Raw genomic sequence first — 21959 nt, 5'->3', positions numbered from 1 at the left:
ACGGTCATCTCAGGGGCGCGTGCCGACCGTCCGTCAGGTACCTCTCGCGGAGCCGGCTGAACGCCGTCGGCGTGGGGCGCCGTGGCAGGAACTCCTTGATCCGCTCCGCGCACGCCCGGGGGCTCGCCGCGGCGGTGTCGCACTCCAGGTCGTAGTCGCCGTGCCGGTGCACCAGCCCGTACTGGTGCACCGCGAGGCCCGGCGGCCGGTCGCCCCGGTCCCGTTCGCGGCGGGCCAGTTCGTCCGGCGGGCAGTGGACGCCGACGAACAGCACGTCCTCCGGCGGCAGCACGGCGAGGCAGTCGAGCAGCCGCCACTCCTCGCTCAGCACGTGGTCCACGACGACGTCGTTGCCCGCACCCGCCATGGCCGCGATCGAGCGGTGGAAGCCCTCCCTGGTGCGGCGCAGCGCGGCTGCGAGTTCGGCCTCGCCGAGTTCCCGCTTGGTGCGCATGGCGTTGAAGCCGTCGACCGCCAGGTGGAAGAAGACGCCGTCGTCCAGGACGTCCAGGAGTTCCTGCGCGATGCTGGACTTGCCGGAGCTGGACGTGCCGTTGAGGAAGATGATCCGACCGGTTGCCATGCCGACATGATCACACGGGGTGCGTGCCGGGTCACGGGGTTCCGGGACGCCGCACCCGGTGACCGGGCCGCCCGGGCGCAGCCGTCGTACGGTGGAGCGGTGAGTGCCGAGAACCCCCGGCCCTCGCCGCAGGCGTTCCAGCTGCCCCGGCGGGCGGTGCTGCTCGGCCTGGCCGGGGTGGTCCTGGGGGCCTGCACCGGCAGCCGGACGGCCACCGGCTCCGCCTCCCCGGCCGGCCCGTCCGTGCCCGCGACCCCCTCCGAGAGCTCCTCCACGGCGCTCCCGGCCACCGCCCCGTGGCAACCGGGCCCCGGTGAGATCGATCCGGACGTGAAGCTGCGGGCGACCCAGCTGGTCGAGGCGCTCGGCGCCTGGCCCGCCGGCGGACAGGGCCCGGCCGCCGCCCGCGAACGGGTCCGGGCGCTCGGCCTCGACCCCTCGCTCGCCGACCAGGCCGGACCGCTGCTCGGCACCGCCCCACAGGCCGTCCTGCAGGTCGTCAACGCCCAGTGGGGCGGGCACCTCACCGACTCCGCCAGCGTGATGGTCCCGTGCCGGCAGTGGACCACCGAGGGTTCGGGCGGCACCACCGTCGACGTGCGGCTGGTCCGGGCGCAGCCGCGCTGGAACGTCACGGCCCTGCACCCGTCGGAGCCGGCACCGCCCGCCGCCGCCCTCTCCGACGCGGCGCAGCGGGTGCTGGCCGAACCGCGGATCCAGTTGCCGCCGGCCGCGGTCGCGGACGTCCGCGGGGGCGGCGTGCACGAGAGCGTCCTCGCCTCGATGCTGACGCTGGCCGGGCGGTACTCGTACGCGGTGACCGTGCTGCGCTCGGGGCATCCCGTCGACGTGTTCGGCACCTCCCGGCCGAGCGACCATCCGCCGGGGCGGGCCTTCGACGTCTGGCGGATCGACGGCCACGAGGTGGTCGACCCGGCGACCCCGCACGACCTGGTCGACGGCTTCATGCGGGCCGCGGCGGCGAGCGGCTCCTACAACGTCGGCGGCCCGCGCCGGCTCTCCGGCGGGACCACCCCCAACCAGTTCTTCACCGACGACGCCCACCACGACCACGTCCACGTCGGCTTCCGCAGCTGACGGCCGGGCATCCGCGGTGCCGGTCCGGCGGGGGCGTGCCGGTGCTCGACCACCTGACGGCGGTCGAGCCCGGTGTTCACGCTGGGCGACCGCACCACCCGGGCCCGCGCCCACCGTGCCGCACCCGTGGCGCTCAGGAGAGCGGGCGGCAGAGCAGCGCGTCCGGGGTGCCGGAGGAGCCGATGCGGGTGGTGAAGGCGAGGCCGGCGGCGTACTCGGTGGGGGCGCACTGGCCCTTGTAGGCGCCGTGGGCGAATTCGCCGCCGGGGTCGGCGGACGGGCGGTTGTCGCCGCGGTCGAACCAGACCGTGCGGGTGCCGCTGCCCAGCGGGCGGCGGGCCGTGGCGCAGAGGACGGCCGAGACCCGGGAGCCGCGCAGGCTGTAGCCGATCAGGTACTGGCCCTGCGCGCACTGGTACTTGGTGTAGCCGGAGGCCCAGTCGCCGCCCGCCGGAACGTTGCGTTCGTCGCGGACGACGACGGCCTCACCGGTGGCGGCCCGCAGGTCGCCGCCGGTCGCGGTGTCGGTGCACAGGCCGCGGCCGCCGGTGTGGGCGACGCCGGCGAGGCGCTCCCCGTCGGGGCAGACGGCCTTGCGGGCGCCGCCGTCCCAGTCTCCGGCGGCGCGCACCCGCAGGGACTGCACGGCGTCCGCGTGGTCGGTGGTCAGCATGTGCCAGGAGTCGGCGGCGGGCACCTGGCCGGTAAGGCCGGGGGTGGTGGCGAGGCGGTTCCAGGCGTCGGCGCGCCAGTCGGCGCCGTCCAGCACGCCGGAGCGGCCGCCGGTGGCGGTGTACCGGAGGAGGGCCCAACTGTCGCCTCGGCCCGGGTCGTTCCAGCCGACCAGCGGCCAGTAGGCGAAGTCGGTGTCGCGGGCGGCCAGGCGGTCGGTGAAGTTCCCGAACCAGGTCCGCGGTGCGGCCGCGCCCTCGTCCGCGCCGATGCCGAACTCACTGACCCAGACGGGGGCGGTGAAGTGCTGCCCGCTCTCGGCGGCGACGTAGAGGGCCTGTTGGTCGAGGGCCCGGTGGAGCTCGTCACGGCTCAGGTCCTGGTAGCGGGCGTCGTGGGTCTCGCCGAGGCCGGTGGCGCCGCTGTGGTTGGGGCCGGTGTAGCCGTAGAAGTGCGCCGAGTAGACCAGTTTGTGGGAGGCGACCAGGGTGTGCGAGAGGGTGCGGACGGGGGTGAGGGTGGGGCGGCCGTGCGGCAGGCCGTCGGCGGGGATGCCCGTCCAGTTGATGCCCTCGACCACGATCAGCAGGTCCGGGCTGCCCTCGGTGAGGATGCGGTCCCCGGCGTGCTGGGCGGCGGCGTACCAGTCGTGGGCGTCGCCGAGGCCCCAGTTGGGGTCGTCGAGGTAGTCGCGACGGACCTCGTTGTAGAGGTCGGCGCCGACCACCCGCTTGTTGTCGCGGTAGCGCCGGGCCATGAACACCCAGTCGTCCTCCCACTGCGCGGTGGACTGGCTGCTGTTCCAGCGTTCGTTGCCGTCCAGGCCGCAGCACCAACGGGTGGTGCTGGTGTGGTTGTTGAGGATCACCGCGAAGCCGTCCGCGGTGAGCGCCCGCACCACGGCGTCGTAGACCTGCAGCGGGGTGAGGCCGCGCAGTTGCGGGTTGGCCGCGACGGCGTCGTCGGGCACCGGCACGGTGGTGCGGATCATCTCGTTGGAGAAGGGCAGCCGGATGCTGTTGAGCCCGAGTCGGTGGAAGTCCGCCATCAGGGTCGGCAGTTGGGCGCGGTCGAGGCCGAGCGGGATGCCGTGGGAGTCCTGGCCGCTGTGGTGGTTGGCCGGGTCGGCGGCGCTGCCGGATCCCGTCCAGGAGCCCTGGGCGCCGTCCCAGTTGCCGGCCCGGAGCTTGAAGCGGGCACCAGTGGCGTCGACGATGTAGCGGCCCCGGGTGGAGAGCGGCGCGGTCCATCCGGCGGAGAGGCCGGAGGCCGTCGCGCCCACGGGTGAACCGGCGGCGGACGCCGGCGCTGCCGAGGCCGCGGGCGCGACGAGGAGCGCGGCCGGGAGGGCGAGCGTCAGTGCGGTGCGGAGGAGGTGCCGGATCATCGGGCCTGCCCGGGGGTCGAGAGTGTCGGATTCATGCCAACGTGGCGTCGACAGAGCCGAGTTACCCGGCGGTAGAGCGGTTGAACCGCCGTCGGCCGACTCCTGTCGCGGAGCCGGCCGGTGAGCGGTCCCACGTCAGCCGAAGACCAGTGGGTTCTCCGGCGCGAGCAGCTCGGAGATGCGCTCGGCGATGATCTGGGCGGTGTTCTCGTCCGGCGCTCCGGGCCCCCTGGTGGTGGACACGGCGATGGAGAGGTCCTGCTGCGGCAGATAGGCCTGGATGGCCGCGTAGCCGGAGAACGAGGGGTTCTGCAGCACCCAGTCGTCGATCACGATGACGCCCATGCCGAAGTGCTTGGCCTCGGTGTTGAGCAGACAGATGTCCGCCGGGCAGGTCGCGGTCGCGCCGCCGAGGCCGACCGTGCCCGGGTCGAGCTGCTCCAGGAAGGCCCGGCGGGAGAGCAGCTCGCCGCTGCCGACGGCCCGGGCGGAGCGCTCCAGGTCGCAGATGTGCATGGTGAGGACCGCCCCGGGAGCGGTCGTCCACGAGGGGTTCCAGAAGGTGGACTCCTCGTAGGTGCCGCGCGAGGCGGTGAAGGCGTGCTGGACGGGCTCCTCGATCTCCGGGGTGAAGCTGTTGCGGGTGTTCCGGAGCCCGAGCGGTCCCATCACCCGCTCCTCCAGCAGCCGGTCCAGCCGGGTGCCGGTGATCCGCTCCAGCGCCGTCCCCAGCAGGACGAAGTTGGCGTGCGAGTAGCTCCAGCCGGTGCCCGGCTCGTACCAGAGCGGCTGCGCGGGGAGATGCCGACCAGCTCCTCCGGCGTCCACTGGCGGAACGGGTCGGCGTCGAGCGCGGCCAGGAAGCCCGGGTCGCGGACGTAGTCGACCAGGCCGGAGGTGGAGCTGCCGAGCATCCGCAGGGTGATCTCGCCGCCGTGCGGCAGGTCGGGCAGCCAGCGCGAGACGGGCTCGTCGAGGTCGACCCGCCCCTCCTCGGCGAGTTGCATCAGTACGGTGCCCATGTAGGCGATGCCGACCGATCCCGCACGGAAGTGCATGCCGGGCTCGGCCGGGACACCGGTCATCGACTCCCCCCGGGCGCCGGTGACGATCTCCCTACCGCCCTCGGTAACCTTGAACAGGACCGACTTCAGGCCGAGTTCGTCCTTCACCTGCCGGACGATCCGGTCGACCTGACGGGCCTTCCCGCGGAGCGGCTCCGGACTGCTGACGCAGGCGCGCCCGCCGTGCCCGCCACGACCGGCGGCAACGGCCACCCCGGCCGTGGACTGCAGCGTGGCGGCGAACAGAGTGGCCGCGCAGAGCAGCGCGGTCTGAGTGCGTGTCATGCCCCACCGTGCGAGTCGCCCGGCGGGCCAGCGGACTCGACACTCCGACCGGTGCTCCGGACGGCGGGGCGCAGCGTCCCCCGGGAGAGTGGGACGACCGGTGCCCGGCGAGGCCCCCGTTACACGGTCCGCTCCGCGAGGCGGGTCAGGCCGGCTTGGTGCCAGAGGGTGGCCGGGGTGGCGAGGCGGACGGCTTCGGTGCGGGTGAGGCGGTAGTGGAGGTGGAGGGGGGTGTCGTCGGTGAGGCCGCGGACGCCCGCGGTGTGGACGGCGGTGCGGACGGCCTCCAGGGCGGTTTCCGCGGCGGTGGCCAGGGCCTCGGCGGCGGAGGGCGTGAGCAGGGTCTCGGGGGCGCCGGAGTCGGCCAGGGCGGCGGCGCGGCGGACGAGCAGGCGGCCCGCCTCGATCCGGACGAGCTGGCGGGCGAGCGGCAGGGCGACGCCCTGCCACTGGGCCAGCGGGCGGCCGAACTGTTCGCGGCGGTGGCTGAGCCCGATGGCCTCGCCGGTGGCGCCGGCGGCCAGGCCGAGCAGGTGGGCGGCCTGCCGGATCCGCTGCCGGGCGGTGGCGGGGCCGGTCGGCGGGAGGGTCGGCGCGGGCAGGGGCGTTCCGGCGCAGGCGGCCTCCGCGGCGGGGCCGACGGCGTCCGGGTCGAGCAGGTCGAGGGCGGCGGCGGTGTCCAGGTAGGGGCCGCGGAGGGCGGCCCGTCCGAGTTCCTCGGCGACGACGGTGGCGGCGGCGAGGCCGAGGTCGAGTCCGCCCGCTTCGGCGGGCACCTCGAAGAGCGGGGCGCCGAGTTCGGTGAGGGCCTGCCAGGAGGGGCAGTCGGGGCCGTCCTCGGCGGGTGCGTCGTGGACTCCGGGCCGGGGCCTCCCGGTGACCGCACGGTCGAGCAGTTTCCTTACGGCTTGCCGGAGTTGCTGTTGCAGGAGGTCGTCGCCCGGGTCGAGGGCGCCGGCTCCGGCGACGACCTGGAGCATCACCTCGGAGGTGCCGGCCGAGAGGGTGAGTCCGGGTGCTTCCCGGTAGCCGGCCTCCAGGCCGGGGTCGGTGCCGGGCGTCGAGAGGCCGTGGGCGGCGGCCCAGCCGGCGATCTCCTGGGCGAGTTCGCTGGTGTAGTACTTGGCGGCGGCCGAGAGCGGTTCGTCCACCTCGGCGGTGCGGCCTCCGCCGTCCGCGGGGGTGAGGACCCCGGCGGTGAGGCGGGCGGCGAAGAGGGCGGCGGCGTCGACGGCGGCGCCGTACCGGGCGATCTCCTCGGGCCGGTCGAGGCCCTGCGCCAGGACGGCCCGGTACCAGCGTTCGGCCTTCAACGCGTAGTCCAGGCCGGTGCGTTCGACGGCAAGCGCCTGGGTGAGCAGCGGCCAGCCCCGGTGTTCGGTGCCGACCAGCGCGTCGGCGCCGACGCGGACGCCGCGCAGCTCGACCCGGTGGAACCGTTCGTCGGCGAGGCCGGGGATCACGCTGCGGTGCACCCCCTCCGCCGCGAGGTCGACCAGGAAGAGGCTGATGCCGTGGTAGCGGCCGTCGGCCGGGCCGGTGCGGGCGGCGCACAGGCCGAGGTGGGTGCGGTCGCTCTTCAGGCTGAACACCTTGGTGCCGTCCAGCCGCCAGCCGTCCGCGGGCTCCGACACGGTGTCCCGGACGGCGGCGGTGCGCAGGGCGGCCAGGTCGGAGCCGGTCTCGGGCTCGGTGTAGAGCACGCTGGCGAAGCGCTCGCCGGCGGCGATGGCGGGCAGGTGTGCGGCCTTCTGTTCGGGGGTGCCCGCCATCAGCAGGAACAGGCCGACGATCTGGACGGTGTTGACGTGCAGGGTGTCGGGGATGCCGGCCCGGACGAGTTCCTCGTAGAGCGCGGCGGCCTCGGCGCGGCCGAGGCCGCGACCGCCGTACTCGACGGGCCAGTCGGGGGCGAGCAGCCCTTGGCGGCCGAGTTCGCGGTAGAGCGGCCGCTCGTCGGCGTCCGGTCCCGGGGCGGCGCGCCAGGCGTCGAGGGCGGCCCGCACGGCGGGGCCGGCGAGCCGCTCGCGGACGTCGCGGCGGAAGGCGTCGAGCCCGTCGGCGGTGGGCGGGCGGCCCGTCGGGTGGTCCATCTGGTGCTCCTCCGGGGGGATCGGACGACTGGCGGAAGGGGTCAGGAGGCGGAGCCGCCGCCGGCGAGCAGCCGGGCGGCCTCGTCCTCGGACATCCGCTCGATCAGGCCGATCAGGGCGTCGTCGTCGAGTGCGGTGGCGCGGGCCCGGTCGACGAGGGCGGCGAGGTGTTCGACGGTGGGGCCGCGGAAGAACTCGGCGAGCGGCACCTCGACGCCGAAGCGTTCGCGGATCCGGGCGAGCAGCCGGGTGCTGCGCAGGCTGGTGCCGCCGAGGTCGAAGAAGCCGTCGTGCACGGAGATCCCGTCGGTGCCGAGGACTTCGGCGAACACCTCCTCGGCGAGGATGCGTTCGGTCTCGGTGCGGGGTGCGGTGGCCGGTCCGCCGCGCGGCCGGGCGGCGGGGTCGGGTTCGGGCAGGGCGCGCCGGTCGACCTTGCCGCTGGTGGTGAGCGGCAGGGCGGGCAGGGCGACGTAGTGGGCGGGGAGCATCCAGCCGGGGAGGCGTTCGGCGAGGGCGGCGCGCAGGGCGGCCGGGTCGGCGGGTTCGGCGCCGTCGGCGGGGGCGGTGTAGGCGACCAGGTGGCGTTCGCCGAGCGGGTCCGTCCGTACGGCGGCGGCGGCCTGCCCGATGCCGGGGACGGCGGCCAGCGCGGCTTCGACCTCGCCGAGTTCGATGCGCAGGCCGCGGAGTTTGACCTGCTGGTCGATCCGGCCGAGGAAGGTGATGGCGCCGCCGGGTTCGCGGCGGACGAGGTCGCCGGTGCGGTAGAGGCGGCCGCCGGGGGCGGTGCCGAACGGGTCGGCGACGATCTTCTGCGCGGTGAGGTCGGGGGCGTTGAGGTAGCCGGGGGTCAATCCGGCGCCGCCGATGACGAGTTCGCCGGGCACGCCGTACGGGACGGGCCGGAGGTGGCGGTCGAGGACGTGGGCGACGTGGTTGTCCATCGGCAGGCCGATCGGCGGGCTCGCCGTCCAGTGGCCGGCGCACTCCTGGACGATCATGGTGACGGTGCACTCGGTGGGGCCGTAGCCGTTGAAGAAGCGGCGGCCGGGGTTCCAGCGGTTGACGAGCTCGCCCGAGAAGGCCTCGCCGCCAACGAAGACGATCCGCAGGGCGGGCAGCCGCTCGGGCTCCAGCAGCGCCATCACACTGGGCGGCAGGTCGACCACGGTGACAGCTTGACGCTCGATCAGATCTTGCAGCCGGGCGGGGTCGAGGCGTTCCTCGTCGGTGGCGAGGCAGAGCCGGGCGCCGGTGAGCAAGGCGGCGAACGTCTCGAAGACGGAGACGTCGAAGGCGGCGGAGGCGAAGCCGAGCACCCGGTCGTCCGGGGTGAGCTCGAAGAGCCGGCGGACGGAGTCGGCGAAGGCGACGGCGCTGCGGTGGGTGATGGGCACGCCCTTGGGGGTGCCGGTGGTGCCGGAGGTGTAGATGACGTACGCGGTGCTGTCGGGGTCGGCCTCGCCGCCGGATTCCGGCAGGGCGACCAGGGCGCCGCCCTCGGGGTGCCAGCGGCCGTCGCGGTGGACGATCCGGCGGGCCGGGGAGCCGGTCGGCAGACCGTGTTCCGTCGCGTCGGCGGCGAGGACGGCGACGGGGGTGGCGTCGGCGAGGACGGCGGCGATCCGGGCGGGCGGGTTGGCGGCGTCCAGCGGCACGTAGGCGGCGCCGGTGCGCAGCACGGCGAGGACGGCGGTGAGGAGCTCCTCGCCGCGGGGCAGCAGCAGCGCGACGCGTTCGCCCGGCCGAGCCCCGGCGGCCCGCAGGACTTCGGCCAAATCATCTGCAGCGTAGTCGAGTTCGGCGTAGCTGGTGTCGCGGCCGGAGACGGTGAGGGCGACGGCCTCCGGAGTGCGGGCGGCCTGCTCGGCGAAGGCGGTGGCGAGGGTGCCGGCGGGGACGGGCGGGCGGGCGCCGTCGAAGGTGCCGCCGGTGAGTTCGGCGTGCTCCTCGGCGGAGAGCAGCGGCAGCCGGCCGGCCTCGGCGCCGGGGTCGGTGAGCAGGGCGTCGAGCAGGGTGCCGTAGTGGGCGGTCATCCGGTCGACGGTCGCCGGGTCGAACAGGGCGGTGGCGTACTCGACGTAGAGGTCGAGGCCGTCGGCGCGTTCGGTGGCGTTCCAGCTCATGTCGAAGCGCGAGGTGCCGGGGTCGACGGCGTACTGGTCGACCGTCAGGCCGGTCAGCTGCAGCGGCCGGTCGGCGTTCTGGTAGGTGAAGGCGAGCTGGACGAGCGGCGAGCGGGAGGGGTCGCGGGGCGGCCGGGCGGCGTCCACGATCTGCTCGAAGGGCAGCTCCCCGTGGGCGAAGGAGTCCCGGACGGCGGCGCTCACCCGGGCGAGGGCCTCGCGGCCGGTGGGCTCGCCGTCGAGGTCGACGCGGATCGGCAGGGTGTTGACGAAGAAGCCGACCAGTTCCTCGATCTCGACCCGGTCCCGGTTGGCGGTGGGCGAGCCGACCACCAGGTCGTGCTGGCCGCTGTAGCGCTGGAGCAGCAGCAGGAAGGCGGTGAGCAGCACGGTGTACGGGGTGGTGCCCTCGCTGCGGGCGAGTTCGCGCACCCGGGGGGCGAGTTCGGCGGGCAGCAGCCGGCTGCGGTGGGCGCCCTCGTAGCGGACCTCGGGCGGGCGCGGGCGGTCGGCGGGCAGGTCGACGGTGGGCAGTCCGGCGAGCCGTTCGCGCCAGAAGCCGGTGAGGCGGGCGAGTTCGGGGCCGGTGAGGCGGGCGCGCTGCCAGAGGGTGTGGTCGGCGTACTGGACGGGCGGGGGTGCGACGGCCTCGCCCGCGTAGCCGGCGGCGAGTTCGCGGGCGACGACGCCGAGCGACCAGCCGTCGCAGACGATGTGGTGCACGGCGAGGACGAGCAGGTGGCGTTCGGGCTCCAACCGGAGGAGGGCGGCGCGCCAGAGCGGTCCGGTCTCCAGGTCGAAGGGGCGGCGGGCGAACTCCTCGGCGAACCGCTCGGCCCGGGCCTCGCGTTCGTCCGGGGAGGTGCCCTCGGCGGGCAGCGGCGCCAGGTCGACGAACTGGTGCCCGGCGATCTCCTGGACGGGCCCGTCGGGCGTCTCGCGGACGCGGGTCCGCAGCGCCTCGTGGCGGTCGACCACTCCGGCCAGGGCGCGGGCGAGGGCGTCGGTGTCGAGCGGCCCGTCGAGGCGGTAGGCGGTGGTGACGTTGTAGGTGGCGAGGCCGGGGGCGAGCCGGTCGAGGAACCAGAGCGGGGCCTGGGCGAAGGAGAGCGGCACCGGGCGCTCGCGGTCCTCGCGGGGGCGCAGCTCGGCCTCGGGCCGGGCCCCGGCGCCGCGCAGTTGGGCGAGGAAGGCGGCGCGCCGCTCGCCCGGGAGCTTGGCGAGGCGGTTGATCAGCTCACTCATCGCAGGACGCCTTCCGGCTGGCGGGCCGCGGGGGCGGCGGGGCGGGTGTCGGGTCGGTCGGGGCGGGTGTCGGCCGCTGCGGGCCCGGTGGCGGGTTCGGCCGTCCGCGGCGGCAGGGCCGCGAGGTGGCGCAGCGCGGTGCGCAGGACGGCGATGCCGCGCAGGTAGTCGTCGACGGCGATGTGCTCGTCGTCGGAGTGGTCGAGGGCGCTGTCGCCGGGGCCGTAGGTGGCCATCGGGACGTCCCAGACCTCGGCGAGGGTGTTCATGTCGGAGGTGCCGGTCTTGCGGGTGGGCCTGGGGGTGCCGCCGGCCGCGCGGACGCCGGCGGTGAGGGCGCGGACGACCGGGTCGGTGCGCGGGGAGAGCACGGCGCCGACGGCGTTGAGGACGTCGAGGGTGCCGCCGTCGGCGCGTTCGCGCAGGGCGGCGGTGAAGGCCGGGATGTCGAAGCCGACGGGGGTGCGGACGCCGATCTCGAGTTCCGCGGCGGCGGCGTCGCCGTGCATGGCGACCAGGGTGGCGCCGGGGGTGCCGAAGGAGGCGTGGCCGGCGCCGGGGCCGAGCAGGTCCAGCAGGTGCTGCCAGAAGGCGGCGGCGACCTCGGTGGCCTTGGGTTCGGGGTTGCTGGGGTGGGTGGCGGCACGGGTGACCCGGTAGCGCAGGTCGAGCTTGCCCTTGTAGCCGAGGACGACGCCCTGCCAGCCGCCCGGTTCGCCGACGATCAGCGCGTCGGGGGCGGGGCGGGTGCGGCCGAGGTGGACGGCGCCGCGCGAGCGCGGGGTCTCCTCCTCGACCACCCCGGCGACGACCAGCCGGCCGGGGAAGTCGGCCTCCGCGGCGACGGCGCTGATCATCGCGGCGAGCGGCCCCTTGGCGTCGACGGCGCCGCGTCCGGTGATCACCCCGCCGGTGCGGCGGACCGGCAGCTCACCGGGGACGGTGTCGAGGTGGCCGACCAGCATCACGGTCGGGCCGGGCCGCGGCTCGGTCTCGCCGATGACGTTCCCGGCGGCGTCGATGCTCGCGGTGAGCCCGGCCGCGCGCATCCGGGCGGCGAGGTGGAGGGCGAGCGGGTGCTCCTCGCCGGAGGGCGAGGGGACGGCGAGCGCGGACTCCAGCAGTTCGACGGCGGCGTCGGCCTCGACGGGGGTCATGCGCCACCTGCCGGGGTCGCGTGGGCGGTGAGTGCGATCTCGGTGCCGGCGCCGTCCAGGGCGCGGGCGAGCGCGCCGGGGGTGCGGCCGTCGGCGACGGTGACCCGTCGGACGCCGGCGAGCAGTGCCTCGCGGGCGGCGACCAGTTTGAGCGCCATCCCGCCGCGGGCGAACTCCCCCGGGGCGCCCTCGGCGGGCACCTCGCAGCGGTCCAGCAGGGAGTCCGGGTCGCCAGGGTCGGCGAGCACCCCGGGGGCGCCGGTGAGCAGCAGCAGCCGGTCGGCACCGAGCGCCCCGGCGACGGCGGCGGCGGCACGGTCGGCGTCGACGTTCACCGGACGGCCGTCCTCGGCGGCGGCCGGCGGGGAGACGACGGGGACGAACCCGGCGTCGAGCAGGGCGGTGAGGACGCCGGTGCGCACCTCGGTGATCCGGCCGCTGTGGTCGTCGCGGACGAGCACGGTGCGGCCGTCGACCACGGCCCGGTGGGCGCGCTTGCGGCGGGCCCGCAGCAGTCCGCCGTCCAGGCCGGTGAGGCCGACCGCGGGGACGCCGTGGTCCTGCAGTCCGGCGACCAGCCGGGGTTTGACGGCGCCGGCCAGGGCGAGCGTGACGACCTCCAGGGTGGCGGTGTCGGTGTGCCGGGCGGAGACGCCGTCGGGGGCGGTGAGGCGGCGGTGCGGGACGCCGAGGCGGTCGCCGAGCCGGTCGATCTCGGCGGAGCCGCCGTGCACGAGCACGACCCGTCGCCCGGCCCGGACGAGGGCGGCGACGTCCGCGCAGATGCCCGCGGCGTCGACCTCGCGGTTGCCGCCGCACTTGACGACGGTGAGGGGTGCCATCGGCGTCCTTTCGCTCGCTTGATGACTGGGCGTCAGATCGGGTGCAGGCCGGGGAAGGAGAGGCCGAGGCCCTCCGGGCGACCGGTGCGGATGTTGAGGCACTGCACGGCGTTGCCGGCGCCGCCCTTGACCAGGTTGTCCAGGGCCGCGATCAGCACCAGCCGCCCGCTCTTCTCGTCGTACACGTGGCCGACGTCGCAGAAGTTGGAGCCGAGCAGGATCTTGGGCTCCGGGTAGCGGTAGGTGCCGCGGCGCTGGGCGACGATCCGGACGAAGGGCTCGTCGCGGTAGGCCTCCCGGTAGGCGCGGCGGATCGCCAGGTCGTCGACGCCCTCGGCGGCCTCGACCCGGGCGACCACCTGGACGCCGCGCACCGCTTCCACCCCGGTGGCCGTCATCCGCACCTCCAGGCCGGTGAGTTGGGCGATCTCCGCCTCGTGCCGGTGGCCGACGGGGGCGAACACCCGCATCGCTCCGCTGCGTTCGGCGTGCAGGTTGGCCTCGCCGGCGGTCACCCCGGAGCCGCTGGAGCCCGTCCGGGCGTCGAGCTCGACCCGGCCGGTGAGCAGGCCGCGCGCGGCGAGCGGGGCGATCGCCAGCAGCCCGGCGGCGGCCATGCAGCCGGGGACGCTGATCCGGTCCGCGGTGCGCAGTTCCTCGCGGTACAGCTCGGGGATGCCGGGGGTGAAGCTGCCGAGCAGTTCGGGCACCGGGTGCTCGGCCCCGTAGTACCGCTCGAAGACCTCGGCGTCGCGCAGCCGGAAGTCGCCGGACAGGTCGATCACCGTCTTCGCCCGGCCGGACCAGTCCCGGACGAGTTCGGCGGTCTTGCGGTGCGGGGTGGCGAGCAGCACGGCGTCGTACGTGTGCCGGGCGGCCTCCTCCGGGTCGGTGAAGACCAGGTCGGTGACGGCGCGCAGGTTGGGGTGGACGGTGTCGACGCGGCGGCCGGGGAAACGGGAGGAGACCGCGGCGGCGACCTCCACCTCCGGGTGGCCGACCAGCAGCCGCAGCAGTTCGCCGCCGATGTAGCCGGCGGCGCCGAGCACGGCGACCCGGGTCATCGGGCGGCCTCCTCGATCAGGTGTCCGGCGATCGCGGCGCCGATGTCGACGCGCTCGCCCGCGGCGGCCTGCAGGCCGGCGAACTCCACGCGGTGGTTGACCTCGATCACGTACAGGCCTCCTCGGGCGTCCTCGACCAGGTCGACCCCGGCAATGCCGGCGCCGACGCCGTCCGCGGCGGCGACGGCGAGTTTGGCGAGGTCGTCGGTGAGCGGGCAGGGTTCGGTGGTGGCGCCGCGGGCGACGTTGGTGCGCCAGTCCGCGGAGCGGCGGTAGATCGCGGCGACCGCGCGGCCGCCGATCACGGCGACCCGGATGTCGCGGTCCGGCTTGTCGACGTACGCCTGCAGGTAGACCAGCCGGCCGGCCGGCGAGGGCATCGCCTCGCAGTACTCGAACAGGCTGCGGGCGGTGTCCCGGTCGCGCAGCAGGGCGACCCGCCTGCCCCAGGAGCCGGTGAGCGGCTTGAGGACGACCGGGTAGCCCAGCTCCTCGGCGGCGGCCTCGGCGGCCTCCGGGGTGAGGGCGAGGGCGGTCCGCGGGGTGGGCACGCCGGCCCGGCGCAGCGCCACCGAGGTGCGCCACTTGTCGCCGCAGGTCTCGGTCGCGGCGGCACTGTTGAGCACCTTCGTCCCGGCGGCTTCGAGGGCGAGTGCGGCGTAGAGCGCCCGGGTGGCGGAGATCTCCCGGTTGAGGACGGCGTCCCACGGCGCGGGGGCGGCGTCCGGCTCCCGGTGCAGGGAGCGGGTGTCCAGGTGGGTGCAGCTGAGGCCGTGCCGGGCCAGGGCCTCCAGGATCCGCTTCTCCTCGAAGCCGATCCTGGAGGCCAGCAGGGCGAGCCGGGGCCTCGGGGAGGCCCCGCTCACTCGCCCCAGTCCTCCTCGACCTCGGGCGCGAGGGCGAGCAGCACCGGGTCGGTGGCGACGACCTCCAACTCGGTGCGGCACTCGGCGCATTCGGTGATCTCGGCGAGCACCGGCGGGGCTGCGAAGGCCACGTCGGCCTCACAGCTGGGACAGGCGAGGACATCGGTCGCGGGCATCGGGCTTCCTCTCGTGAGCAGGTCTGGGCTGACGGGTCTGACGGTGCGTCAGTCGACGGTCGGGGCCGGGCCGAGGCCCAGCGCGCCGCGGACGGTGTCGGCGACCCGGGCGGGGGTGATGCCGTAGTGGGCGAGCAGGTGCTCGTGGCCGCCGACGGTGTCGGTGAAGGTGTCGGGCATGCCGATCCGCAGCACCCGTGCGGGCGCGACCTCGGCCAGCGCCTCGGCGACCGCGCCGCCGAGGCCGCCGCTGCGCCAGTGCTCCTCCACGGTGACCACCAGCCCGCCGTGGTCGGCGGCCTCGACCAGCGCGGCGGTGTCGAAGGGGCGCAGCGTGTGCACGTTGAGCACGGTGCACTCGACGCCCTCGGCGGCGAGTTCGGCGGCAGCGGCCAGGCAGGCCTGCACCGGGTACGGGCCGCAGGCGGCGAGCACCGCGTCCCGGCCGCGGCGCAGCGTCTGGGCGCGGCCGAGGACGGGCGGCGGGGTGCCGGCCGGCAGGGCGGGGGTGGCCTTGCGGCCGAGCCGGACGTACAGCGGGCCGGGCAGGTCGAGGCTGCGGTCGACGAAGGCGGCGGCCTGCGCGGCGTCGGCGGGCACCACCACGGTCATGCCGGGCAGTGCCCGCATCACCGCGAGGTCCTCCAGGGCCTGGTGGGTGGGTCCGAGGTGGCCGGCGGCGAGGCCGCCGTGGGTGGCCATGATGCGCACCGGCAGGCCCGGGTAGGCGATGTCGATCTTCACGGCCTCCAGCGCCCGGGTGGCGGCGAAGGCGGCCATGGTGTTGACGAAGGGCGTCCGCCCGCTCGCGGCGAGGCCGGCGGCAATGCCCATCAGGTTGTGCTCGGCGATGCCGAGGTCCAGGTACTGCCGTCCGGCGGCGGCCACCTGGTCGGGGCCGAACAGGCCGGTGTCGGTGTCGAGGCAGATCAGCCGGGGGTCGGTGGGCAGCAGGGCCAGCAGGCGGTCCCGGTACGCGGTCCGGGTCGCCTCCGGCGGCGTCGGCCCGGCGGACGGGGCCTGCAGGGACGGGGCCTCCGGTGGCGGGGCCTGCTGGGACGGGGCCTGCTGGGGCGGGGCGGTGGCGAGCGCGGACCAGCTCATGCCGGCCTCCCTGCGGTGACGGTGTCTTCCCCGGCGGTGGCGGCAGCTCGTGCGGCGGCGCGCAGCGCGGCGCGGGCGCGGGCGTGGTTGCGGGCGGAGAAGGTGACGTAGTGGGCGGCGGGCCGGCCCTCCAGGAAGGGCACGCCACGCCCCTTGACGGTGTGACAGATCAGCAGGCTGGGGCGGCCGGGCTCCCAGGGGGCGGAGCCCAGGTGCTCGACCAGGGCGGCCGGGTCGTGGCCGTCGGTCTCGCGGACGGCCCAGCCGAAGCTGCGCCACCGCTCGGCGAGCTGCGCCATCGGGGCCTTGCCGTCGGTGGGGCCGGTGAGCTGGAGGCCGTTGCGGTCGATCACGGCGACCAGGTTGTCCAGCCGCAGCGAGGCGGCGGCGATCGCCGACTCCCAGACCGAGCCCTCCTGGAGTTCGCCGTCGCCCATCAGCACGAAGCTGCGGGCGGCCCGCCCGTCGAGGCGCTGACCGAGGGCGAATCCGCAGGCCAGGGCGAGGCCGTGGCCGAGCGAGCCGGTGGGCATCTCGACCCCGGGAACGGCCCGGACGGGGTGGCCCATCAGGCGGGTGCCGGGGCGTCCGTAGTCGGCGAGTTCGGCGGTGGGCAGGTAGCCCCGTTCGGCGAGCACCGCGTAGAGGCCGACGGCGGCGTGGCCCTTGCTGAGCACGAACCGGTCGCGGTCCGGGTCGGCGGGGTCGGCCGGGTCGGTGTTCAGCACCGCGAAGTACAGCGCGGTGAGGATCTCAGCGCTGGAGAAGGCGCCGCCGAGGTGGCCGCCCTCGGGGCCGGCGCACATGTCGACGACGTGCTCCCGGACCCGGCGGGCGGTGTCGGCCAACTCCTCCGCGCTGCGGCGCAGTACGGGGGCGGCGGCGGGCGCGGTCATCGGGCTGCCGCCGCGAGCCGGGCCACCGTGTCGAGGTTGGCCCACACCTTCTCGAAGGCGTCCGCGTAGTGCTGGAGCAGCGGGCCGGAGGCGGGGTTGAGGTGGCGCTTCTGGATGGTCAGCGAGTCCTCGATGACGGCCCGGGTGACGGGGTGGTCGCCGGGCTCGGGGGCGTCGCCGCCGAGCACCGTCCACGGGTAGCCCTTGCCGAAGCCCTCGCGGTCGCGGAAGACCATCTGCTCGGGCAGCGGGACGAGTTGGTACTGCGAGACGGGGACGCCCTCGGCGCGCAGCAGCCGGCGCAGCACGGTGCGGAAGCGGCCCGGGGCGATGCCGTCGAGGCCGGCCGCGGCGGGGTCGAAGCGGAACCTGAGGATGTGCCAGACGTGCACGGTGCCGGGCAGCGCGGTCGGCACGGTGAGGCCGGGCAGGCCGTCGAGCCGGGCGAGGAAGCGGGTGACGTTCTCCTGCCGGGCCTGCTCGTAGCCGTCGAAGCGGGCGAGCTGGGAGGAGGCGAAGGCGGCCTGCAGTCCGTTGATCTTGTGGTTCCAGCCGAGCCGGTAGGAGATGTAGTCGCGGTCCCGGCCGGGCTCGATGACCTCGCCGAACTGCCTTCCCTTGCGGGCGGTTTCGGCGAGCGCGTCGTCGGCGGTGACCAGCAGTCCGCCCTCGCCGCAGGTGGGGATGTTCTTGGTGACCTGAAGGCTGAACGCGCCGAACTCGCCGATCCCGCCGACCGGCCGGCCGCGGTGCAGGGCGCCGGGGGCCTGCGCGGCGTCCTCGACCAGGGCGAGGCCGTGCCGGCGGGCGATGTCGCCGAGCCGGTCCAGGTCGGCGGGGGCGCCGTGCAGGTGGACGGGCAGGATCGCCCGGGTGCGCGGGGTGATCCGGCGCTCCACGTCGTCCGGGTCGAGGTTGAAGGTCACCGGGTCGACGTCGGCGAAGACCGGCACGGCCATCTGGTGGACGGGCGCGAGGCCCGTCGCGATGAAGCTCAGCGCCGGCACGATCACCTCGTCGCCGGGCCCGACGCCGAGCGCGGAGAGCGCCAGCGACAGCGCCGCGGTGCCGTTGGAGACGGCGATGGTGTGGGCGAAGCCGAACCGCTCGCTCCACCGCCGTTCCAGGGCGCTGACCGGGGTCTCGCCGTCGGCGTTGGAGACCAGCCGGCCGCCGTCCAGGGCGGCCAGCACGGCCTTGCGGTCCTCGTCGTCGATGACCGGCCATTCGACGTCGCGCTGCTCGCGCGGTACGGCCGGGGGGCCGCCGAGCACGGCGAGCCTGTTCATGCGGGACTCCTCGGGGATCGCGGTGGGGGTGCGGCACTCGAAAAGCGGTGCTCGAAAAGTGGTGCTCGGAACGGGGTGTTCGGAACGGGATGCTCGGCACGGGATGCTCGGCACGCGGCATCCGGGCGGGGTCGCTCAGGCGGGGCCCGGCAGCGCGTCGAGCGCCTCGTGGACGGCCTCCACGGCCTCGGCGTAGCGGCGGCGCAGCACGGCGGCGTGCCGGGCGAGGCCGCCGGTGGCGGCCGCCGGGTCGTCCCGGCCGTGCGCGCCGGTCATCCGCACGCCCGTCCAGGCGTGCGCGACGCCCTCCACGGCGCGGCCCGCCCCGGCCAGGACGGGCAGCCGCCAGGCGGCGCCGAGGCGGCGGAGCAGTTCGCCGTGCAGCGAGGCCTGCGCCTGCATGCCCCAGCCGAACGGGTAGAGGTCGCGGATCGCCGCCGGGTCGCCGGCCCGGGACCGGTCGACGAGCTCCTCGGTGAACCTGGCGAGGCCGGCGAGGCCCGCGGCGCCGTCCGGCCCGTCGGCCTTGCCGGTGGTGAACAGCTCGGCGTCGGCGCGCAGCACCGCGGCGAGCCGGGCGGGCGTCGTCTCCGGGTACGGGCCGCCGACCCGGACGTCCAGCCAGCGCCGGCCGATCCGGGAGTCGCTGAAGAAGGCGTCCTGCACGTCGGAGGGGTTGGCCGAGTCCCAGGCCGCCAGGAAGGCGTCCAGCGGGACGGCGCCGCGGAAGGCGGGCGGGGTGGCGTCGGCGACGTGCACCAGCCCGCGGTGCTCGTCCAGGCCGAACACCGTGACCAGGTGGGCCGCGTGGACGTCGTGGTAGGCGGGCCGGAACGGCAGGTGGTGGTTGTCGACGGCGGCGATGACCAGCCGGTCGGCGTCCAGCGCGGCGCGCAGGCCGGCCAGCGGGTCCGCCGGGTCGTCCGGGGTCCGCCAGGCGGAGGTCAGCGGGTGGTGCGGGGCGATGCCGCGGCCGAGGTCGCCCTCGTACCGGCTCGGGAAGTAGAACTCCTCGGAGCGGACCTCGCCCGGGCGGTACAGGAACTGCCAGGCGGTGCCGAGCACTTCGAGCGGGTCGTGGCCGGCCCGCAGCAGCACCGAGCCGAAGGTCGCCTGCAGGCAGCTGGCCAGGTCGCGGTACCAGAACTCGGGCGGGGCACCGGTGATGTGGTGCACCCGGGGCGGGTGGTCAGTGGTCACGGCCGTCCTCCTCCCGGTGGGTGGCGGGCAACCCGGCGGTGCCGGGCGGCGGTTCCTGCACGGTCGCGGCGAAGAGGTGCACCGCGATGTTCCGCGGCAGCCGCAGGCCGGCCAGCGCGGTGCGCCGCGGCACCGGGACGCGCTGCGCCCACAGGTGGGCGCTGAGCCCGGGCTGCACGTGGTACGGGTAGTGCATGACGGGCGTCCGGAGGGCGGGCAGTTCGCCGAACCAGGCGGGCGCCGACCAGAAGTCCGAGACGCGCAGCCACTCGCTGTCCACCGAGCCGTCGGCGTAGTGCAGTTCGACGGTGTCCTCGGTGCGGCGCTCGGCGGCGGCGAGCAGGTGGATCCAGTCGTAGCGGCCGGCCGGCACCTCGACGAACTGGCCGTCGCAGCGCACGTTGTCGTCGCCCTCGCCGACCGGCGGGAAGCTGAACGGCACTCCGCCGACCTCCACCTCGGACCCGCCCGGGGGCAGGTGCTCGGCGGGGAAGGAGTTGCGCCAGACGTTGAAACCGCCCGCCCCGGTGGTGTGCACCCGGGTGGCGGCCCGGTTGTTGCGGTGGGCGGCCAGCTCCACCACGCGGTAGCGCGGTTCACTGGCCTGCGGTGTTGATGTGCCGGGGGGTGTGGATGTGTCGGTCACATTCCCTCATCACGTGGACTCGGCCGCACTGCTGCATCGAAAGCTAGCCGGAATCACCGGAGTTCGGCCTCCGCCCCGGCAGTGATTTCCCGGTCAACGGAATGCTTCGGTCCGCTCCGCGGGCGTACCCGAATCGTTCAATTCCACGGCCGCGGGTCAACGGAATTCCACCGCCCGCCGCCGCGCGGGAACAGGCTCCGCAGGTCGCGGTCGTAAGCATGGCGCTGACAGGCCGAAACGGCGTGGCACCCACAGCAATTCCGGGGTTCCGGGCCGGCCCCGGGCGTTGCTAGCCTCGCCGCACCGAACCACCCGGGAAAGGAATGCGCCATGAGTGCGGAGGAACCGCCGACCACCACCGGGGCGATCGCACTGTGGAGCGCACCCCGCTCCCGGTCGACCGCATTCCTGCGGATGATGATGCAGCGCCCCGGCGTGGTCACCCTGCACGAACCGTTCTCGCACCTTACGGACTTCGGCAGCACGGAGGTCGACGGCACGGCCGTGCACAGCGAGGCCGAGCTGATCGCCGCGATCCTGCGGCTCTCCCGCGAACGCCTGGTGTTCTTCAAGGACACCACCGACTTCCACTACCCTGGCGTCCTGGCGGACTCCCGGTTCCTCACCGAGGTGCGGCACACGTTCATCATCCGCCGCCCGGACGAGGTGATCGCCTCGCACTACGCGCTCAACCCCGCGCTCACCGAGCCGGAGATCGGCTTCGGCCGGCTGCGCGAACTCTTCGACGCGGTCGCCGCGGAGACCGGGTCCGTCCCCGCCGTGGTCGACTCGGACGCGCTGCTGGACGACCCGGAGGGCACCGTCCGGGCCTACTGCGAGCGCGCCGGACTCGACCACCGCCCGCAGGACCTCAGCTGGCGGGCCGGTGCGCACGACAGCTGGGGCAGGGCGCAGCGCTGGCACGTGGACGCGGAACGGAGCACCGGCTTCGTCCGCTCCGAGCGCAGCTACCCGCACACGGTGGCGAACACCCCGCTGCTCGCCGACTACCACCGCGCCCAACTCCCGCACTACGAGGCGCTGCACCGGCACCGCCTGGTGCCGGCCGGGGCGCCCCGGCCGTGACCGTCCGCCGCCCGTCGACCGTGCAGGAGGAGACCGTGCCGCCCGGACCGAGCGTGCCACCCGCACCCGCCGTACCGCCCGCCGACGACCGGGTGGCCTCCCTCTCGCCGCAGAAGCAGGCCCTGCTGGACGCGCTGCGCGCCGGCCGCAGCCGCCCCTCCGTGCCGCCGGCCGCCCGCGGCACCCTGGTCGAGCTGCACCCCGGCACCGACCGCGGGGCGGGCGCCGTCGTGCTGTGCCCGCCGATCGGCGGCGGGGTGTTCTGCTACACCGGGCTGGCCCGGCTGCTGGCCGGACGCCGGCCGGTGCTCGCCGTCGCCGCCGAAGAACGGCCGGACGGGCCCATCACGGTGGAGTCGACGGCCGAGGGCTACCTCGCGCTGCTGGCCGCCGCCGGACACCGCCCGGCAGTGCTCGCCGGCTGGTCCTTCGGCGGCCTGGTCGCGTACGAGGCGGCCCGCCGGCTCGCGACCGCCGGGGCGGCGCCACCGGTCGTCCTGCTGGACAGCATGAGCTGGCCGGCCGCGGTGCCCGCCTGGGACGGCCCGGCCACCCTGCAGCGCTTCGTCGCCGACCTGGTGGACTCCGCCGGACCGGCCGACGCCCTGCCCGGCGGCGGCGACCGGCTGCCCGTCGACTCCGCGGTCTGGCGGCTCCCGCCGGACGAGGCGCTGGACGCCGCGGTCGCCGCGCTGCGCGAGCACGGCATCGACCTCGGGCTGGACGGCACCGACCTGGCCGCCCGGCACCACGGCTACCGGGCCGCCACCCGCGCCATGCAGGCCCACGTGCCCGGCCCGTACGCCGGACCGGTCACCCTGCTGCACGCCGAGGACTCCGCCGTCGACCCCGGCGAGTGGCGCGCGCGGGTGAGCGGGCCGCTGCACCTCCGGCAGGTCCCCGGCGGCCACTACGACGTCGTCCGGGAGCCGGTCGTCCGGACGGCCGCCGAACTGATCCGCGCCGCCGCACCCTGACACCCACCGCACCCCATCGCACCACGCCCCGCCGGCCGCCACGCCCAGGGCCGGCACGACCCGGCACGGCCGAGGGCACCCGTTCGTCCGCCACGCCGCC

At 75.6% G+C, this 21959-nt stretch carries 18 protein-coding genes and 1 pseudogene; 3 read left to right on the top strand and 16 right to left on the bottom strand.

Going from position 1 to position 21959, the window contains the following annotated elements; all coding sequences use genetic code 11:
- Window positions 1–4 precede the first annotated feature (4 nt).
- Window positions 5–583 (bottom strand): AAA family ATPase, encoded by a 579-nt coding sequence (locus AB0O09_RS03105; protein ID WP_363539630.1) that lies wholly within the window; start codon window positions 581–583, stop codon window positions 5–7.
- 99 nt (window positions 584–682) lie between these two features.
- On the opposite strand from AB0O09_RS03105, the gene AB0O09_RS03100 reads away from it, so the two are divergent.
- Window positions 683–1681, top strand: a complete 999-nt coding sequence (locus AB0O09_RS03100; protein ID WP_363539628.1) for a hypothetical protein — start codon at window positions 683–685, stop codon at window positions 1679–1681.
- Window positions 1682–1814: 133 nt separating this feature from the next.
- Here AB0O09_RS03100 and AB0O09_RS03095 read toward each other — a convergent pair whose 3' ends face one another.
- The 15 genes and pseudogenes from AB0O09_RS03095 to AB0O09_RS03025 all read right to left on the bottom strand — a co-directional run bounded on the left by AB0O09_RS03095 (window position 1815) and on the right by AB0O09_RS03025 (window position 19733).
- Complete coding sequence (locus tag AB0O09_RS03095; RefSeq protein WP_363539626.1) at window positions 1815–3740, bottom strand: cellulase family glycosylhydrolase; 1926 nt, start codon at window positions 3738–3740, stop codon at window positions 1815–1817.
- 135 nt (window positions 3741–3875) lie between these two features.
- Window positions 3876–4568 (bottom strand): serine hydrolase domain-containing protein, encoded by a 693-nt coding sequence (locus tag AB0O09_RS03090; RefSeq protein WP_363539624.1) that lies wholly within the window; start codon window positions 4566–4568, stop codon window positions 3876–3878.
- 80 nt (window positions 4569–4648) lie between these two features.
- A pseudogene (locus tag AB0O09_RS03085) lies at window positions 4649–5089 on the bottom strand (serine hydrolase domain-containing protein); the annotation flags it as partial.
- A gap of 119 nt (window positions 5090–5208) precedes the next feature.
- The gene (locus AB0O09_RS03080; RefSeq protein ID WP_363539622.1) at window positions 5209–7182 is read right to left on the bottom strand and encodes an acyl-CoA dehydrogenase family protein; all 1974 of its coding nucleotides are present in this window, start codon (window positions 7180–7182) and stop codon (window positions 5209–5211) included.
- Window positions 7183–7223: 41 nt separating this feature from the next.
- Window positions 7224–10556 carry an amino acid adenylation domain-containing protein gene (locus AB0O09_RS03075; protein WP_363539620.1) on the bottom strand — a complete coding sequence of 1111 codons (3333 nt, stop codon included), beginning with the start codon at window positions 10554–10556 and terminating at the stop codon, window positions 7224–7226.
- Complete coding sequence (locus tag AB0O09_RS03070) at window positions 10553–11713, bottom strand: M20/M25/M40 family metallo-hydrolase (RefSeq protein ID WP_363539618.1); 1161 nt, start codon at window positions 11711–11713, stop codon at window positions 10553–10555. The genes AB0O09_RS03075 and AB0O09_RS03070 overlap by 4 nt, the downstream gene beginning before the upstream one ends.
- The gene (locus tag AB0O09_RS03065) at window positions 11710–12555 is read right to left on the bottom strand and encodes a [LysW]-aminoadipate kinase (RefSeq protein ID WP_363539616.1); all 846 of its coding nucleotides are present in this window, start codon (window positions 12553–12555) and stop codon (window positions 11710–11712) included. Before AB0O09_RS03065 ends, AB0O09_RS03070 begins: the two co-directional genes overlap by 4 nt.
- 32 nt (window positions 12556–12587) lie before the next feature.
- Window positions 12588–13619: an N-acetyl-gamma-glutamyl-phosphate reductase gene (gene argC, locus AB0O09_RS03060; protein ID WP_363539614.1), complete on the bottom strand. Its 1032-nt coding sequence runs from the start codon at window positions 13617–13619 to the stop codon at window positions 12588–12590.
- Complete coding sequence (lysX, locus tag AB0O09_RS03055) at window positions 13616–14485, bottom strand: lysine biosynthesis protein LysX (protein ID WP_363539612.1); 870 nt, start codon at window positions 14483–14485, stop codon at window positions 13616–13618. Before lysX ends, argC begins: the two co-directional genes overlap by 4 nt.
- Window positions 14482–14661 carry a lysine biosynthesis protein LysW gene (locus AB0O09_RS03050; protein WP_344623940.1) on the bottom strand — a complete coding sequence of 60 codons (180 nt, stop codon included), beginning with the start codon at window positions 14659–14661 and terminating at the stop codon, window positions 14482–14484. Before AB0O09_RS03050 ends, lysX begins: the two co-directional genes overlap by 4 nt.
- A gap of 48 nt (window positions 14662–14709) precedes the next feature.
- Window positions 14710–15765 carry a transketolase C-terminal domain-containing protein gene (locus tag AB0O09_RS03045; protein ID WP_363539610.1) on the bottom strand — a complete coding sequence of 352 codons (1056 nt, stop codon included), beginning with the start codon at window positions 15763–15765 and terminating at the stop codon, window positions 14710–14712.
- Entirely contained in the window at window positions 15762–16661 is a 900-nt protein-coding gene (locus AB0O09_RS03040) for a transketolase (RefSeq protein ID WP_363539608.1), read from the bottom strand. The genes AB0O09_RS03045 and AB0O09_RS03040 overlap by 4 nt, the downstream gene beginning before the upstream one ends.
- Entirely contained in the window at window positions 16658–17950 is a 1293-nt protein-coding gene (locus tag AB0O09_RS03035) for a DegT/DnrJ/EryC1/StrS family aminotransferase (protein WP_363539606.1), read from the bottom strand. The genes AB0O09_RS03040 and AB0O09_RS03035 overlap by 4 nt, the downstream gene beginning before the upstream one ends.
- Before the next feature lie 135 nt (window positions 17951–18085).
- The gene (locus tag AB0O09_RS03030) at window positions 18086–19150 is read right to left on the bottom strand and encodes a BtrH N-terminal domain-containing protein (protein WP_363539604.1); all 1065 of its coding nucleotides are present in this window, start codon (window positions 19148–19150) and stop codon (window positions 18086–18088) included.
- Window positions 19140–19733, bottom strand: a complete 594-nt coding sequence (locus AB0O09_RS03025) for a hypothetical protein (protein WP_363539602.1) — start codon at window positions 19731–19733, stop codon at window positions 19140–19142. Before AB0O09_RS03025 ends, AB0O09_RS03030 begins: the two co-directional genes overlap by 11 nt.
- A gap of 393 nt (window positions 19734–20126) precedes the next feature.
- Between AB0O09_RS03025 and AB0O09_RS03020 the strand changes: the two genes are divergently transcribed.
- Together AB0O09_RS03020 and AB0O09_RS03015 are read left to right on the top strand one after the other, a co-directional pair.
- Window positions 20127–20882 (top strand): sulfotransferase family protein, encoded by a 756-nt coding sequence (locus tag AB0O09_RS03020; protein WP_363539600.1) that lies wholly within the window; start codon window positions 20127–20129, stop codon window positions 20880–20882.
- Entirely contained in the window at window positions 20879–21859 is a 981-nt protein-coding gene (locus AB0O09_RS03015; protein WP_363539598.1) for an alpha/beta fold hydrolase, read from the top strand. The genes AB0O09_RS03020 and AB0O09_RS03015 overlap by 4 nt, the downstream gene beginning before the upstream one ends.
- Window positions 21860–21959: the final 100 nt, after the last annotated feature.

This window comes from Kitasatospora sp. NPDC093679 (genome assembly GCF_040683455.1).
GTDB lineage: Bacteria > Actinomycetota > Actinomycetes > Streptomycetales > Streptomycetaceae > Kitasatospora > Kitasatospora arboriphila.
Note: the sequence above shows the minus strand (reverse complement) of the source record. Positions and strands in the feature narration are given on the sequence as shown.

Coding starts and splice junctions, on each gene's coding strand:
- AB0O09_RS03105 (WP_363539630.1), bottom strand. CDS start 583: ATGGCAACCGGTCGGATCATCTTCCTCAACGGCACGTCCAGCTCCGGC.
- AB0O09_RS03095 (WP_363539626.1), bottom strand. CDS start 3,740: ATGATCCGGCACCTCCTCCGCACCGCACTGACGCTCGCCCTCCCGGCC.
- AB0O09_RS03080 (WP_363539622.1), bottom strand. CDS start 7,182: ATGGACCACCCGACGGGCCGCCCGCCCACCGCCGACGGGCTCGACGCC.
- AB0O09_RS03075 (WP_363539620.1), bottom strand. CDS start 10,556: ATGAGTGAGCTGATCAACCGCCTCGCCAAGCTCCCGGGCGAGCGGCGC.
- AB0O09_RS03070 (WP_363539618.1), bottom strand. CDS start 11,713: ATGACCCCCGTCGAGGCCGACGCCGCCGTCGAACTGCTGGAGTCCGCG.
- AB0O09_RS03065 (WP_363539616.1), bottom strand. CDS start 12,555: ATGGCACCCCTCACCGTCGTCAAGTGCGGCGGCAACCGCGAGGTCGAC.
- argC (WP_363539614.1), bottom strand. CDS start 13,619: ATGACCCGGGTCGCCGTGCTCGGCGCCGCCGGCTACATCGGCGGCGAA.
- AB0O09_RS03050 (WP_344623940.1), bottom strand. CDS start 14,661: ATGCCCGCGACCGATGTCCTCGCCTGTCCCAGCTGTGAGGCCGACGTG.
- AB0O09_RS03045 (WP_363539610.1), bottom strand. CDS start 15,765: ATGAGCTGGTCCGCGCTCGCCACCGCCCCGCCCCAGCAGGCCCCGTCC.
- AB0O09_RS03040 (WP_363539608.1), bottom strand. CDS start 16,661: ATGACCGCGCCCGCCGCCGCCCCCGTACTGCGCCGCAGCGCGGAGGAG.
- AB0O09_RS03035 (WP_363539606.1), bottom strand. CDS start 17,950: ATGAACAGGCTCGCCGTGCTCGGCGGCCCCCCGGCCGTACCGCGCGAG.
- AB0O09_RS03020 (WP_363539600.1), top strand. CDS start 20,127: ATGAGTGCGGAGGAACCGCCGACCACCACCGGGGCGATCGCACTGTGG.